The organism is Enterococcus sp. LJL51 (assembly GCF_049894025.1).
GTDB lineage: Bacteria > Bacillota > Bacilli > Lactobacillales > Enterococcaceae > Enterococcus_L.
This window is the reverse complement of sequence record NZ_JBNEQE010000001.1, coordinates 200,403-216,152: the sequence shown is the minus strand read 5'-3', so window position 1 is coordinate 216,152 and position 15,750 is coordinate 200,403. Positions and strand designations below refer to the sequence as shown.

Sequence of the window (15,750 nt, the reverse complement as noted above, 5' to 3'; positions counted from 1 at the left end):
GCAGTAGGCGGTTAAAAAAAGTTATTGTGTTCATTCTGCTAGGCTAGCCTTAGCAGCTGTTACCTAAACGATTGAGTAGTGAACCGATAATTGAAGTCATTTATAAAATTTTATACTTCTTACTAGGACGTATCTGAAAGCTCTAGATTTGATTGAAGCTTTCAGATACGCCCTAAAGAGATAAATTTTTACATATAGACAGCAGTAATACATTTGAAAGTGAGGAAGTAAAGATGAAAATGAAAGATACCCTACAGCTTGGAAAAACAGCTTTTCCAATGCGCGGCAATTTGCCAAACAGAGAAGTTGATTGGCAGAAGGATTGGGAAGAAAAAGAAATTTATGAAAAAAGACAACAACTGAACGAGGGAAAACCAACATTTATTCTTCATGATGGACCACCGTATGCAAATGGAAATATTCACCTGGGTCATGCGTTAAATAAAATCAGCAAGGACATCATTGTTCGTTCTAAATCAATGTCTGGTTACCGTTCTCCATATGTTCCCGGATGGGACACACATGGTTTGCCGATTGAACAAGTTCTGACTAATAAAGGAATTAAAAGAAAAGAAATGTCTTTAGCAGAATATCGGAAAAAATGTGAAGAATATGCACGTTCACAGGTAGATACACAACGGGCTGATTTTAAGCGTCTTGGAATTGGCGGCGACTGGGATCATCCTTATATCACATTAGAGCCTACCTATGAAGCAGCAGAAATCCGTGTGTTCGGAAAGATGGCAGAAAAAGGCTATATTTATAAAGGCTTGAAGCCAATCTATTGGTCTCCGTCCAGCGAATCATCCTTAGCGGAAGCCGAAATTGAATACAAAGATGTTAAATCTGCTTCAATTTATGTAGCATTTAAAATTGTAGATGGAAAAGGCCTGCTTGATACAGATACTTCATTAGTCATCTGGACGACAACTCCATGGACGTTGCCTGCAAATCTGGGTATTTCTGTAAACGCGGATTATAAATATGCTGTAGTTAAAGCCTATGGAAAAAAATATGTCGTAGCTAAAGATTTAGTAGAGCAAGTGAAAGAAGCTATCGGCTGGGATGAAATTGAAATTGTTGATACTATTGATGGAAAAGACATGGAATATATGACTGCTCAGCATCCATTTTATGACCGTACTTCATTGGTTATGCTAGGCGACCACGTTACATTGGAAGCTGGTACAGGTTTAGTTCATACTGCACCAGGGCATGGTGAAGATGACTATATTGTCAGTAAAAAATATAATCTTGATGTTTTATCACCTGTTGACAGCCGCGGTGTATTTACAGAAGAAGCACCAGGATTTGAAGGAGTTTTCTATGATAAAGCAAATCCGATGATTACAGCACTGCTAGACGAGAAGGATGCATTATTGAAGCTGGACTTCTTCACTCATAGCTATCCTCATGACTGGCGTACTAAAAAACCAGTTATTTACAGAGCTACTCCGCAATGGTTTGCTTCAATCGATAAATTCCGTCAGGACATTCTTGATGAAGTTGAAAAAGTAGACTGGATTATTCCATGGGGGAAAACACGTCTTTATAATATGATTCGTGATCGTGGTGATTGGGTTATCTCCCGTCAGCGTGCTTGGGGTGTTCCGCTTCCAATCTTTTATGCTGAAAACGGAGAAGCAATTATTACACCAGAAACGATTGAACACGTAGCTAATTTGTTTGCTGAGCACGGTTCAAATATTTGGTATGAAAAAGAAGCAGCAGATTTACTTCCAGAAGGCTTTACGCATGAAGGCTCCCCAAATGGAACCTTTACCAAAGAAACAGATATTATGGATGTTTGGTTTGATTCTGGTTCATCTCATGAGGCTGTATTGCGTCAGCGCCCAGAGCTAAGCTTCCCGGCAGATATGTATCTTGAAGGCTCTGATCAGTACCGTGGCTGGTTTAATTCAAGTATTACAACAAGTGTAGCAATTAATGGTGTTGCACCTTATAAAGCCGTTCTTTCTCAAGGATTTACCCTGGATGGTGAAGGACGCAAGATGAGTAAATCTCTTGGCAATACAATTTTACCTGAGAAAGTAATCAAGCAGATGGGTGCAGATATTCTGCGTCTTTGGGTGAGCAGTGTAGATACTGAATCAGATGTGCGGGTGTCAATGGATATCTTAAATCAGGTTTCAGAAGTTTATCGTAAAATTCGTAATACTATGCGCTTTCTGTTAGCTAATACCAGTGATTTTGATCCAGCTGAACATAGTGTTTCTTTTGAAGATCTTCGTTCAGTAGATAAATATATGACGGTTCGCTTAAATCAGGTAATCAAAGAAATCCGTGAAAAAGGTTATGAAAAATACAACTTTATGCAAATCTACCGTTCTGTTATGAATTTCCTAACAGTTGATCTATCTGCGTTCTATTTAGACTTTGCCAAAGATGTTGTTTACATTGAAGCAGAAAATGATTATCAACGACGTTGTATGCAGACTGTTTTCTATCAAACAGCTGTTGCGCTGACTAAATTATTAACGCCAATCATCCCTCATACTTCGGAAGAAATCTGGAGCTTCTTAAAAGAAGAGGAAGAGTATGTGCAATTAGCTGAATTCCCTGGCTACGAAGAATTTTCTAATCAAGATGAATTGATGGATGTCTGGGCTGCCTTTATGGACTTTAGAGATGAAGTTCTGAAAGCTCTGGAAGAAGCACGAAATTCTAAGCTGATTGGTAAATCATTAGAAGCCAAGGTAACGGTTTATCCGAATGAACAGGTACGTCAGCTTCTGACTGCGGTAGATGCAAATGTAGCACAGCTGCTGATTGTTTCTGAATTTGAAATTGCGGAAGCTACAGCTGTAGCTCCTGAAACTGCTGTTGTCTTTGACGATATGCGTGTGGCTGTGGAAGCAGCAGCAGGAGAAACCTGTGAACGCTGCCGGTCTGTTAGAACAGATGTTGGTACAGATGAAAAACTACCGACACTGTGCGGACGTTGTGCCAAAATTGTAGAAGAAAACTATGAAGAAGCTGTTGCAGAAGGTTTTGAAGGATAATTATAAGCTTAAGTCTACTGAGAGAAAATCTTTACTTGTAGCGTATAGCTACAAATAATGGTAACTAATTTAGAGTAAAAGCATAATGGTTGAAATACTCTTTCAAAAAAGTGTTTGTTCAAATTTAAGGAACTGTGACATAGTCGTGTGACTAATGGCACAGTTCCTTTTTTATAAAAAGGAAGTGATCGGAATCTACTCTATCGGACAAGTAGCTGCTTTTCTTGGAATTTCAAAGGATCAGCTGCGTTATTATGAGAAGAAAAAAGTATTTGTTCCATCTCAAAATCGGGAAAATCTTTATCGGGAATACACATCGGAAGATATTGATAAAATTCTGGCAATTGATTTCTATCGTTCTCTCGATCTTGATTTTAAGACAATTACACAAATTAATAGTCAAACAGACTTAGAGGAGCTTGGATTTATCTTAGAAGAAAAGCAAAAGAAATTAGCAGCTGAAATTGAGAACTTAAGAGCCTCACAAAGACAGATTGAAAAAATCCAGCAAAAGCTGGTGGATATAAAGCAGCACTTACATCGCTATTCGATTAAAAAATTTCCAGCTCAGAAAATAGTTGGAACATTTTCTGATTTTCGTGCCTATGAAGAATTTTCAATTGTTCGTGAAGTGGCTGAGGAAAGAGCAAAGCTTACACAGCTAAAGCGTTTTCTTTCCTTTGATGATACAGGTGTAACCGACTCTCAAATGCTGATTACGAAGCTTGCTGAGCACACAGATACAGTGGATATTCTTTCTTTTAACGATTGTGTGTACACAATTATCGAAGATGGAGGAGAACAGTTGGATGTGATGGCTCAGATTTTTAGTAAGACGCAGAAGTATATGGCAGATAATGGCTTACGACCTATTGGGAAAGCAATTATTGGACTCTTGCTTCTGGCAAATGAAAACAATAAAACTAAATCTTATTTAGAAATATACGTTCCTTACCATTCTTAAAAAATTTTCTTGACCTTAGGACTGTCCCATAGTTTAAGGTTGAATTATAAGATTGGAGAGGATAAAAATGAATGATAATCAACAACTAAAAAATATTGGACACTTAATTTTCCTGCATCTTTTTCCAGGACTTCTGACAGTTCTGTGTCAGCTACTGCTGATTCGCTCAGGTCTTTTAAGAGGAATGCCCAATGTGTTTATACTTGCGACTGCTGGTATTATTGGAATTATCGGATGGGAAGGAGGATACCTTTGCTATCAGTCTAAAAAAGAGACTGGCAGCTGGAATTTTCTTAAGATTATGGGCTTTCGCACGGAGAAACGAAATAAAAAACTGATAGTCTACGGAGTAGGATTATTTATGTTTTTGGGAATTTGCTTCACTATCTTTAAACCCTTAAGCAGTTTGCTTCTAGATACCATTTTCAATTTTATGCCAGCTGAATTTCAATTGAATCAATTATTGACAGGTTACTCAAAACCAGTAATTATTGCTGTACTGTTTGTTTATATCTTTGTTTTTGCAGTATTGTATCCAATAATTGAAGAGTTTTATTTTAGAGGATTTCTTCTGAATCGGATGAAATGGCTGGGAAATCGAGGCATAGTCTTGAACACTGTACTGTTTGCCTGCTATCATTTCTGGTCCCCATGGCTGATTATTACCCGGATTATCGGTCTGCTGCCGCTCTATTATACCGTTTCAAAGAAACATTCCTTGAAGCTGGGAATTATTGTTCATTGCTTGGCAAATACCACAGATATTTTTCCAATACTTAGTTTATTAGGACGTGTCTAAAAACTAAAAAATAGAACTTGAAATAAAATCAGAAATTCTCTGTTTTTTATTTCAAGTTCTTTACTCTTATTTAGTTTTTTGTATCGCTAGTACAATTTACAGTTGAAGCAAAAGTTGAATAGGAAAACAGCTTTAAGGGCGCACATCATTCTGTCCCATCCCCGTGTTATTTACTTACTCTAATTTTCCACGCTCGCGATACCAGATATCCGGTTCCCAAATCCATTGGAAGCCGTCCGCTTTCAATAGGTCAAAGGCTGATTTTGGTCCCATTGTTCCAGCTGAATAATTTGGGAAGTCAACAGCTGTTTTATCCCAAGCTTGGCGAATTATATCCACAATCTTCCATGACTGTGCTACTTCATCCCAATGTGAAAAATTCGTTCCATCTCCATTTAAACCGTCTAATAAAAGTTTCTCATATGCTTCAGGGCTATTGCCGGTTACCTCAGCGCTATGACGAAAATCAAGCTTAACTGGATCAGTTTTGAATCCTTGGCCGATTTCCTTTCCATTTAGCGTCATTGAGAAGCCTTCGGTTGGCTGAATATAAATTGTTAAAACATTTGGTGGTAGGTCGTTCTTTTCTTCGCAGTGTTCAATATCATCCTTAAACACATTAATAGGTACTTGCTTGAAGACAATGTTTATGCGGGTACCCTTTTCAGTCAGCCGTTTTCCAGTTCGAATGTAGAAAGGAACGCCAGACCAACGGAAGTTATCGATATAGAATTTTCCAGCTGCGAAGGTTTCAGTCTGAGAGGTTTCTCCAACATTCGGTTCTTCCCGATAGCCGGCAAAGTCCTGATCGTCAAGGCTGCCAGGTCCATATTGCCCGCGGACAAAGTTTTTTAAAGCCTCTTCTTCATTATAAAGTCGGATTGCTTTCAGAGCTTTAACCTTTTCAGCACGTATTTCTGCTTCGGAAAAGGTAACGGGAGGTTCCATTGCAAGTAGCGCAAGGACTTGTAAAATATGGTTTTGAACCATATCCTTCAGAGCACCGCTGTCTTCATAATAGCCGCCGCGGTCTTCCACACCCAAGCTTTCTGCAAAAGTAATTTGAACATTATCAATATAGCGGTTGTTCCACTGAGCTTCAAAAATATTATTGGCAAAGCGGATAGCGGAAATATTTTGAATCATTTCTTTGCCGAGATAGTGGTCAATCCGAAAAATATCTTTTTCAGGAAAGACCGCACGAATTTCTTCGTTTAATTTATAGGCAGTTTCATAATCTGTACCAAAAGGCTTCTCAATAATTAGACGGTCAAAGCCGTTTTCGGTTAAGATTTTTTGTGATTTCAGATGTTTGACGATTGTTCCGAAAAACTGCGGCGCCATTGCTAAATAATAGATACGATTGCCTTCCAGCTGATATTTCTGATCCAGTTCATCGGATAAACGCTTCAATGTATCATAATGCTCTGTATCGTTCACATTGTGGGATTGGTAATAAAAATGACTGGCGAAAGCATCTGCTTCTTCTTTTGTTGGCTCTAGAGCTTCGATTGTTTCCCGAACGATGTCCCGGTAATATTCATCAGACCATTCTCGGCGGGCGGTACCAATAACTGCAAAATGTTCACCAAGATTTCCTTTTTTATAGAGTCGAAAAAGAGAAGGGTACAGCTTTCTTTTGGCAAGATCTCCCGTCCCTCCAAATATTGTAAACAGTGCGACATTCTCGTTCATTATGTTCCTCCCTTTCTATAATGGATCAACAAAAATTGTACTGGCTGCTTTATAGCTGACAACCAGCGTTTTGTCTGAATTACTAATAGTGATTGGACCTTCGTATGCTGCAATTTCGTCAATCCTATATTCTTCGTGGATATTTAAATTGATAGAGACTAAATAGTCCAACAGCTCTTTTTCATCAAGAACCCGGGCAATTTGGATATGGGTGCCCACAGGATAATCAGTGAGTGTCTGATGCTTCGCTTCATGTACCGGCTGACCTGCTTCAGGAATTACGCCTCCATGAGGACAAAATTTTGGATGATTCAAGTAATCAGATAAGCGATCAGCCAAAGTTTTTGAAGTCACGTGTTCTAAAACTTCAGCATCATCATGGACTTCGTTCCATGAATAATTTAGGTGTTCAACCAGAAAAACCTCCCACAAACGATGTTTTCGAATGAGAGTACTGGCTTTTGTCAGACCAAGCTCTGTCAGCTGTACCCCCTGATAAGGTGAGTGATGAACCAAACCTTCTTTTACAAGCTTGGAAATCATTTCACTGACAGAGGCAGCTGATACATTTAAGCCGGAAACAATATGTTTATTGTTGATTTTATTTTCATCTCCGCCTAATTCGAAGATAAGTTTTAAATAATCTTCTCGATTTGGTGTCATATTTTTCATCCTTTCTCAGGAACCATCAAAAACAGTTTATCAGAAAAGCTTCTTTTTGACCATTTAATAAGATATTAATCTTGAAAAGTTCAGGAAAAGTTCTTCTCTTTTCAAAAATTCATTGAATTAATAAGGTTACTAGCGTTATTTTTTCTGAAATTTTCACTATACTATTGTAAAATCAAAAAGAAACGGTTAAACTATTAGGAAAAAATTAGAATTTTCAAACTATTTAAAAGGGATGATGTGAATGGGAAAAAATGCCATGGAAAAGAAGCGCTTGATGTATGATCCTGCTTTTGAAAAAGATGCTTGTGGAATGGGCTTCATTGCACAAATCGATGGAATTGCTTCCCATCAGCTAATTGACAATGCTCTGACGATGCTGGAGCGCATGAATCATCGGGGCGGTACAGGTGCAGAGCCTGATACAGGAGATGGTGCCGGAATTTTAATGGCTATGCCGGATACCTTCTTTCAAAAGAAAGCAGCTGCTGAACAAATTACACTGCCGGATAGACAGGAATACGGAGTAGGTATGTTGTTTCTTCCGCAGGAGGAAACAGAAAAGCATGAACTGCTGCAGTCATTGAAACATGAAATTACAGCTGCTGGTTATCGTGTTGTTTGGGAGCGGGATGTTCCCTTTGCCTTCGAATACTGTGGTCCGGGTGCTCAAAAAGTTATGCCGGGCATTGTTCAGATTTTCATTGAAAAACCTATTGACGTTAAAACAGGAAGAGAATTTGAGGACCGTCTTTTCCTACTTCGCAGAGAGCTGGAAAAAATCTATTCATCTGACGAACTGGCAATCTGCAGCCTTTCTTCAAAAACAATTGTTTATAAGGGAATGCTTCATGCCTATCAGGTGCGTTTGTTTTATCCAGATTTACAGGATAAAACGCTGGAAAGCAGCATCGCCCTTATTCATTCCCGATTTTCTACCAATACATTTCCAAGCTGGGACCGGGCACAGCCTTTTAGATTCTTAGCTCATAATGGTGAAATCAACACTTTAAGAGGTGCAGAGAACTGGATGCACAGCCACCACATTGATGTTTATAATTCGGAAAATTCAGATTCTGCAAAATTAGAAAACTGTATGGAACACTTGTACCGAAATGGCCGGGATATTCCTCATGCTCTGATGATGATGATTCCAGAGGCGTGGTCAAAAGAAGCAAATTTGAAAGAAGAAATTGCTGCCTTTTATGAATATAACTCCAGTTTCACAGCACCATGGGATGGACCAGCAGCACTGTGTTTTACGGATGGAGAAATGGTGGGGGCAGCACTTGACAGAAATGGTCTGCGGCCTTCCCGATACTCGATTACAAAAGATAATTATATTGTCGTAGCCTCTGAATCAGGGGTTGTTGATCTTGAGCCTTCAAGAGTTATTGAAAAAGGGGTTCTCGGACCAGCCAATATGATTCTAGTGGATACTATTGCTGGAAAGTTTTATCGTAATGATGAAATTAAGGAACGGTATGCAGGAAAGCATCCTTACCGGGAATGGCTTGACGAACAGCAGCTGACAATCGAACAGCTGACTGAAAGTGAAGAGGTTTTCAAACCGCTGTCGGAAAAAGAGTTGAATCGCTTGTGGAAGCTCAATGGCTATACCGATGAAATTATCCGGATGACGATTCTACCGATGGCTGAAAATGGAGAAGAACCCGTTATTTCTATGGGCTATGATTCTCCCCTTGCAGTCTTAAGCGAGAAGCCTCAGTCGTTGTTCACCTACTTCAAACAGCAGTTTGCTCAAGTGACCAATCCGCCTATTGATGCAATTCGGGAAAAACTAGTTATTGGAACAGAAATGTTCTTAGGACGAGATGGAAATCTTCTGGTTGATCATAAAGAAAATTGTAACAAGCTGAAGATTGAAAGTCCGGTTCTGTCTACAACTGATTTCCTGAAAATTCAAACATTGGATAGCCGAGGTCAAAAAAGTATGGTTCAATCCATCAATTACTCTTTAGCTCCAGAAGTTCCCAATCGTATACAGCGGGCATTGGAGACAATGTTTAAAGAAGTCGAGGAAAAAATAGATAATGGTGCTACAATCATTATTTTGTCTGATAGAGAATGGGGGAAAGGAAAGCTGGCCATTCCGATTCTGCTGGCGGTTTCTGGTCTGCACAACTATCTTGTAGAACAAGGAAAAAGAGGGCTAGCATCAATAATCGCTGATTCTGCTGAAGTAGCAGAGGTTCATCACTATGCTATGCTGATTGGCTACGGAGCAAGTGCTATTCATCCTTACGGAACTTATGAAACGCTAAAGGACTATCACTTAACTGATAAAATTGAAAAATACCGGCAGGCAGCAGAAAAAGGAATTGTTAAAGTCATGTCCCGGATGGGGATTTCCACAGTTTCGGGGTATCATGGTGCGCAGCTTTTTGAAGCTGTAGGCTTGTCTGAAGATGTTATCAGTCAATTTTTCACAGGAACAGTTACCCGAATAGGCGGCTTGTCTCTGAATCAGATTGAAAAGGAATATCTGGCTCGCTATGAAGCTGCATACGGAGAAAAAGAACAGGATTTTCTTCCTTCAGGAGGCAGTTTTCAATACAAGGCAGACGGAGAGCATCATTTGTTCAATCCTCAAACCATCTATAATTTTCAACAAGCAGTACGCTTGGGGGATTACAGTTTATATAAAAAATATGCAGCACAGCTTAATCAAGAGGAGATAGACACACCAACTACCCTGCGGTCAATGTGGACGTTTACAAGTGATCGTGCCCCAGTAAAGCTATCAGAGGTTGAGCCAGCGGAAACAATTGTGAAACGATTTAAAGTGGGGGCGATGAGCTATGGCTCCTTGAGTCAGGAAGCTCATGAGTGTATTGCTGAAGCCATGAACCGAATTGGGGCAAAATCAAATAGCGGTGAAGGCGGTGAAAACCGTAATAGGTTTAAAGCAAAAGCAAATGGTGTAAATTTAAATAGTAAAATTAAGCAGGTTGCTTCAGGTCGTTTTGGAGTGAATGCCGAATACCTAATGAGTGCCGAAGAGCTTCAAATTAAGATTGCTCAAGGTGCAAAACCTGGAGAAGGCGGACAGCTGCCGGGAAATAAGGTATTTCCATGGGTAGCAGAAATTCGCGGTTCGACACCTGGTGTGCGGCTGATATCACCGCCGCCTCATCATGATATCTATTCAATCGAGGATTTGGCTCAGCTTATTTATGATTTGAAAGCGATAAATCCGTATGCTCGAATTAATGTAAAATTGGTTTCCAGTACAGGTGTGGGAACGATTGCTACAGGAGTAGTAAAGGCAGGAGCAGATGTAGTTGTTATTTCAGGCTATGACGGTGGTACAGGAGCTTCACCAAGAAATTCTGTCAGAGATGCTGGACTGCCATGGGAGATGGGACTTGCGGAAGCACATCAGACCTTGTCGTTAAATGAGCTGCGTCAGCGGATGACATTAGAAACAGACGGTAAGCTGATGACCGGACGCGATGTGGCAGTTGCTGCTTTATTGGGTGCTGAGGAATATAGCTTTGCTTCATTAGCACTGGTAGCAGTTGGCTGTGTGATGATGCGTGTCTGCAGCCTCAATACATGTCCGGTAGGCGTTGCTACTCAAAATCCGGCATTACGGAAGTTTTTTGCCGGCAAACCGGAGCATGTGATTAATGGGATGATGTTTATTGCTGAGGATCTGCGGGAACTGATGGCAGAACTAGGCTTTCGCACGATTGATGAAATGATTGGCCACACAGAAATATTAAAGCCAAAATTCGTAGCGAAAGGCAAAGCTAAATCTTTAGATTTTTCAAGAATTCTCGGAAATACAATGGGAATTGAAAGAAAATGCGAAGATCCATTTCAGGAAAAACGCCAGTGGAAAGAGCTGGATGCTTTTGCAGGAGCAGCAATCAAAAATAATCAAAAAAAATATGTGGAAGAGACAATCAACAACGTCAATCGAACCGTAGGAGCTCGAATGGGCGGCTGGATTGCAGAGCGTTTTGGTAATTATGAGCTGGAGCCTGGGCTAATTACGTATCATTATAAAGGCATTGCCGGTCAGAGCTTTGGTGCATTTATCACTCAGGGCATGGTGCTGAAACTGACGGGAGAGGCTAATGATTATGTAGGCAAGGGTTTAAGCGGCGGACGGCTGATTATCGTACCTCCGGAGGATGCTGGTTATCAGGCTGAGCATTCACCGATTGTCGGAAATGTAGCATGCTTTGGCGCCAACCGCGGAGAAGCCTATTTCAGAGGAACAGGCGGCGAACGCTTCTGTGTTAGAAACAGTGGAGCCAAGGTTGTCGTTGAAGGTGTAGGGGATCATGGCTGTGAATATATGACTGGTGGTGTAGCCGTTATCCTTGGACAGACTGGCCGTAACTTTGGTGCAGGGATGTCTGGTGGTGTAGCTTATGTTTATGATCCAGAGCAGCAGTTTGCAGGAAAATGTAATATGGAAATGATTGAATTATTCCAGCTGGATGAATCAGGGGACGATAGTATATTGAAAGAGCTGATAGAAAAGCACAATGAGTATACGGAGTCTGAAAAAGCACAGACTATTCTGAATGACTGGGAAACTGAACGAAAGCATTTTGTTAAAGTGTATCCAAAAGAATACCATGAAATGGTTAATGTTACTGAAAAATTCCGTAATGAGGGATTATCTGGAGATGAGCTGCTGAAGACAGCATTTGAAGCAGTTGTTGGCGCTCAGACAGCTCCGCCAAAACCCACTGTAAAGGAGCGTGATTAGGATGGCTGATCCATTTGGATTTTTAAAATATTCTCGTAAAGAAAACCCTTATCGGCCTGTTGCCGAACGAATCAATGATTGGGAAGAACTACAAGTTCCGCTGCCGGAAGATGAACGGCAGGAGCAGGCAGCACGATGTATGAATTGCGGTATTCCTTTTTGTCATACAGGTGTTTTCTATGGCGGCAAACGTGCGGTTTCCGGTTGCCCTAATGATAATTTAATTCCTGAATGGAATGATTTGGTTTACCGTGGAGAATACAAGAAAGCCTGGGAACGTCTAAGTAGAACAAATCCCATTCCGGAAATGACTGGCCGGGTTTGTCCAGCTCCCTGTGAAAAGTCTTGTACAGAAGCGTTGAATGGTTCTGGTGTAGCCATTCATGATAATGAACGGTTTATCATTGATACAGCCTTTGAAAATGATTGGGTCAAACCTACTGGATTGCCGAAAGAAAAAACAGGCTTCAAAATTGCTGTTATCGGCAGTGGACCTGCTGGGCTATCCGCAGCATGGCGTTTAAATCAGTTAGGACATGAAGTAACTATTTATGAACGCTCAGACCGCTTTGGCGGCTTGCTGATGTATGGTATTCCCAATATGAAACTGGATAAGAAGGTCGTTCAGCGTCGAATTGATGTGATGAAAGAGGTGGGGATTGCCTTCATAGGAAATACAGAAATTGGGGTAGACCTTTCAGTTGAAGCCCTGTACCAAATCTTTGACCGCGTGATTGTAGCAACTGGCGCCAGTGTACCGAGAGATTTAAAGGTAGCAGGCCGAGAGTTTCAAGGAGTACAATTTGCTGTTGATTATTTAACAGAGGCAACAAAAGATGTTCTGAAACATGGTACCGAAGCAAACAGCAAAAAACTGGAAGGGAAGCATGTGATTGTTATTGGCGGCGGCGATACAGGAAATGACTGTATTGGCTCTGCGATTCGGCAAGGCTGCGCTTCTGTTAAGCAGCTTGAAATTACTCCTAGGATGCCCCATGACAGAACCGAAGCAAATCCTTGGCCTGAATATCCTTTTGTGGATAAGAAGGGCTACGGACAGGAAGAAGCCGAAGCGGTTCAGAAAGAAGCTTTGACTCTCTATCAGACCTCTACAACTGCCTTTATTGGTGCAGAAAGAGGACAGGTTATCGGTTTGGAAACAGTAGAAGTTGATCAGGCATTTCAGCCCATTGCTGGAACGGAAAAGACATTAAAGGCGGATTTAGTTCTGCTGGCAATGGGATTCACCGGACCTGAAAAAAGTCTGTTAGATCAGTTCAATATAAATGAAGTTTATGATGACTATACAACAAATAATGAACGAGTTTATGTCGCCGGTGATGCCAAACGCGGCCAGAGTCTGGTTATCTGGGCGATTCGTGAAGGTCGTCTGGCTGCTGAAAATGTGGATAAAACATTGCGGTCGTTAATTGCACAAGCTCAGTAAAAAACTGACAGAGAATAGAAGATAGTCAAGAATAAGATCAAGTAGGAGTCAACTATAGAAGTGGTTTGTACTGATAAATGAAAAGCAGCTTTCGTAAACTACTTTTCAATTTTATGGCTCTCAACTCATTTCTCAAAGCTCAATATTTTTGTTTCCATTCTGTTATAAGTATTTCTATGCTGTTTTCTAGAGGGACAATAAAGGTTTTTATTATTATGGTTTTCACTTGTAGCCTATTGACTATCGTTATGATTCATGGTAAAGTTTTTAGAAATAAATGAGAATATGATGAAAAAATGATGATCAGAATAGTAGATAGTATCAATGACTTTAGAGAGTTTCCGGTCGGTGAGAGGAAATAGTTGTTTACTATTGAACACGCCTGTAAATTATTTTTCTGAATCAATGTAGGAAAAATCGGGGATTGCCCGTTATCGCTTTTAGTCACTTGACTAACAGAGGTTTCTGCTGTGAAGCAGAAATGAATCTGAGGTGGAACCACGTGAAAAAAACTTCTCGTCCTCTTGGCTTATTTGCCAAGAGGACTTTTTGTATACAGTAAGAATAGAAAGGATGTGGGTGCTGTGAAATGGAATAGAAGTCTCCCGTCAGGCACTAAAGACCGGTTGTTTCGGGAAGCAAATGGTGCATATCAGCTAGAGCAGCAGTTGAATCAAATTGTTCAGAGGAGAGGGTATCAACGTATAGAAACGCCACTGATTGAGTTTGAAGATGTTTTTCAGGCTGATGATGGAGAAGGGCTGCTCTATCGCTTTTTTGACAAACAGGGGCGCCTGCTGGTATTACGTCCGGATATGACTATGCCGATTGGAAGAGTTGCTGCAACTGCAGGTATTCATCCGCCTTTGAAGCTTTCTTACAGCGGTAAGGTATTTCGCTTTAGCGATGAAATGTCTGGCGAGCAAAATGAACTGACGCAGGCTGGAATTGAGTTAATCGGCTTTGCTTCTTCAAAAGCTGAATTAGAATGTATTGCCTGTGCAGTCGATATTCTGAATACGTTACAAATTCCTAATTTCCATTTTGAATTAGGACATGCCGGAATCTTTAGAGAAACTGCTTCGTTTCTAAAATTAAATATTGAAGAAAAAAGAACATTAAAGGAATTACTAAACAATAAAAATTTAAGCGGTTTAAAAGAGTTTATCCAGCAGCATCCTAGCGAACTGAACGATTTTATTCAAAGACTGCCTAGGCTATTTGGAAATAGCGAAGAAGTATTTACTGAGGCACAGAGGCTATTGCCGGCGGATACAATCATTAGAGAAATAATTCTGGAAATTAAGCATATGGCACAGTTGATTCAGAAAAATCTTGGGATTGAAGTGACGGTTGATTTAGGCTCAGTTGCTTTGATGGATTACTACACAGGCATATTATTTAATGGATTCGCGGATATGATTCCAGATGCCTTTCTAAGAGGCGGACGTTATGATCATCTGGTTGAGCAGTTTGGCCATGATCGAATTCCGGCGGTGGGTTTAGGAATAAATTTGGATACATTGGCGGCTCTGCAATATCGGCTGGGCATTCTGGCAGAATTGAAGCAGCCAAGAATCTTAATTCATGCAGATTCGGAAGATTTCACTATGGCTGAGGAGCTGGTAAAAAAAGAACCAGATGCAGAGCTGTCTTTATTCGATACTTGGGAAGAGGCGCTGAGCTATGGAAAAATGTGGCACTACGAAGAGCTGATTCTTATCAAGGATAAAAAGCAAACCAGAGTGAGGATAGGTGATGCAGAAGATGAGTAACTTAACAATTGCCCTAACAAAAGGCCGATTGGAGCAGCAGACACTAACACTTTTTGACGAAGCGGGTATTGATGTATCCTTTATGCAGCAGAAACAGAGAAAGCTGGTTTTTAACAGTCCAGATGGTTCGTTAACCTTTCTCCTTGTAAAGGCTGTAGATGTCGGAACCTATGTGAGGCATGGTGTTGCTGACCTTGGCGTGGTTGGAAAGGATGTCTTGCTTGAGCACCCGTCCGGCTGCTATGAAATGCTGGATTTGGCTATTGGAAAATGCAAATTTTCTGTAGCCTCAACTGCTGATTATCAACCCTATGATCATAAAAGAAAAAGAATTGCGACTAAGTATCCAGTCATTGCCTCGAATCATTTTCGTTCAAAAGGTGAAGATGTTGAAATCATTAAAATAGAAGGATCTGTAGAAATAGCTCCAGTATTAGGACTAGCCGATGCGATTGTCGACATTGTTGAAACAGGTACAACATTGAAGGAGAATGGATTAGAAATTTTTGAAGATATTTGTTCGATATCTGCCCGCATGATTGTGAATAAAGCAATGCTTAAAAGAAAAAGACAAGAAATATTCCAGCTATTTCAGCAGCTGGAAGCAGTGATTGGAAAAGAGGGATAA

9 protein-coding genes and 1 other annotated feature are annotated in these 15,750 nt (G+C 40.4%); of the genes, 7 read left to right on the top strand and 2 right to left on the bottom strand.

From position 1 onward, the window contains the following. Positions 1-233 precede the first annotated feature (233 nt). The 3 genes from ileS (at position 234) to ACPWSO_RS00965 (ending at position 4,786) form a co-directional block, all read left to right on the top strand. Positions 234-3,023: an isoleucine--tRNA ligase gene (gene ileS / locus ACPWSO_RS00975; protein WP_426080899.1), complete on the top strand. Its 2,790-nt coding sequence runs from the start codon at positions 234-236 to the stop codon at positions 3,021-3,023. Positions 3,024-3,177: 154 nt separating this feature from the next. Then, on the top strand, positions 3,178-3,987 hold the full coding sequence (locus ACPWSO_RS00970; protein ID WP_426080898.1) for a MerR family transcriptional regulator: 810 nt from the start codon (positions 3,178-3,180) through the stop codon (positions 3,985-3,987). Positions 3,988-4,054: 67 nt separating this feature from the next. Further along, positions 4,055-4,786 (top strand): CPBP family intramembrane glutamic endopeptidase, encoded by a 732-nt coding sequence (locus tag ACPWSO_RS00965; RefSeq protein WP_426080897.1) that lies wholly within the window; start codon positions 4,055-4,057, stop codon positions 4,784-4,786. A gap of 174 nt (positions 4,787-4,960) precedes the next feature. On the opposite strand, the gene zwf is transcribed toward ACPWSO_RS00965, so the two are convergent. Together zwf and ACPWSO_RS00955 are read right to left on the bottom strand one after the other, a co-directional pair. After that, the gene (gene zwf / locus ACPWSO_RS00960) at positions 4,961-6,481 is read right to left on the bottom strand and encodes a glucose-6-phosphate dehydrogenase (RefSeq protein WP_426080896.1); all 1,521 of its coding nucleotides are present in this window, start codon (positions 6,479-6,481) and stop codon (positions 4,961-4,963) included. A 15-nt stretch (positions 6,482-6,496) separates the two neighbouring features. After that, a complete protein-coding gene (locus ACPWSO_RS00955; protein WP_426080895.1) occupies positions 6,497-7,144 on the bottom strand; it encodes a metal-dependent transcriptional regulator in 648 nt (215 codons plus the stop codon). Positions 7,145-7,394: 250 nt separating this feature from the next. Here ACPWSO_RS00955 and gltB point away from each other — a divergent pair, with 250 nt between their 5' ends. The 4 genes from gltB (at position 7,395) to hisG (ending at position 15,750) form a co-directional block, all read left to right on the top strand. After that, positions 7,395-11,900, top strand: coding sequence for a glutamate synthase large subunit (gltB, locus tag ACPWSO_RS00950; protein ID WP_426080894.1), 4,506 nt, complete (start codon positions 7,395-7,397; stop codon positions 11,898-11,900). 1 nt (position 11,901) lies between these two features. Then, a complete protein-coding gene (locus tag ACPWSO_RS00945) occupies positions 11,902-13,347 on the top strand; it encodes a glutamate synthase subunit beta (RefSeq protein WP_426080893.1) in 1,446 nt (481 codons plus the stop codon). Between the two features lie 290 nt (positions 13,348-13,637). Next, positions 13,638-13,874 (top strand) — a binding site (T-box leader). Between the two features lie 57 nt (positions 13,875-13,931). Further along, the gene (gene hisZ, locus ACPWSO_RS00940; RefSeq protein WP_426080892.1) at positions 13,932-15,122 is read left to right on the top strand and encodes an ATP phosphoribosyltransferase regulatory subunit; all 1,191 of its coding nucleotides are present in this window, start codon (positions 13,932-13,934) and stop codon (positions 15,120-15,122) included. After that, the gene (gene hisG / locus ACPWSO_RS00935; RefSeq protein ID WP_426081151.1) at positions 15,115-15,750 is read left to right on the top strand and encodes an ATP phosphoribosyltransferase; all 636 of its coding nucleotides are present in this window, start codon (positions 15,115-15,117) and stop codon (positions 15,748-15,750) included. The genes hisZ and hisG overlap by 8 nt, the downstream gene beginning before the upstream one ends.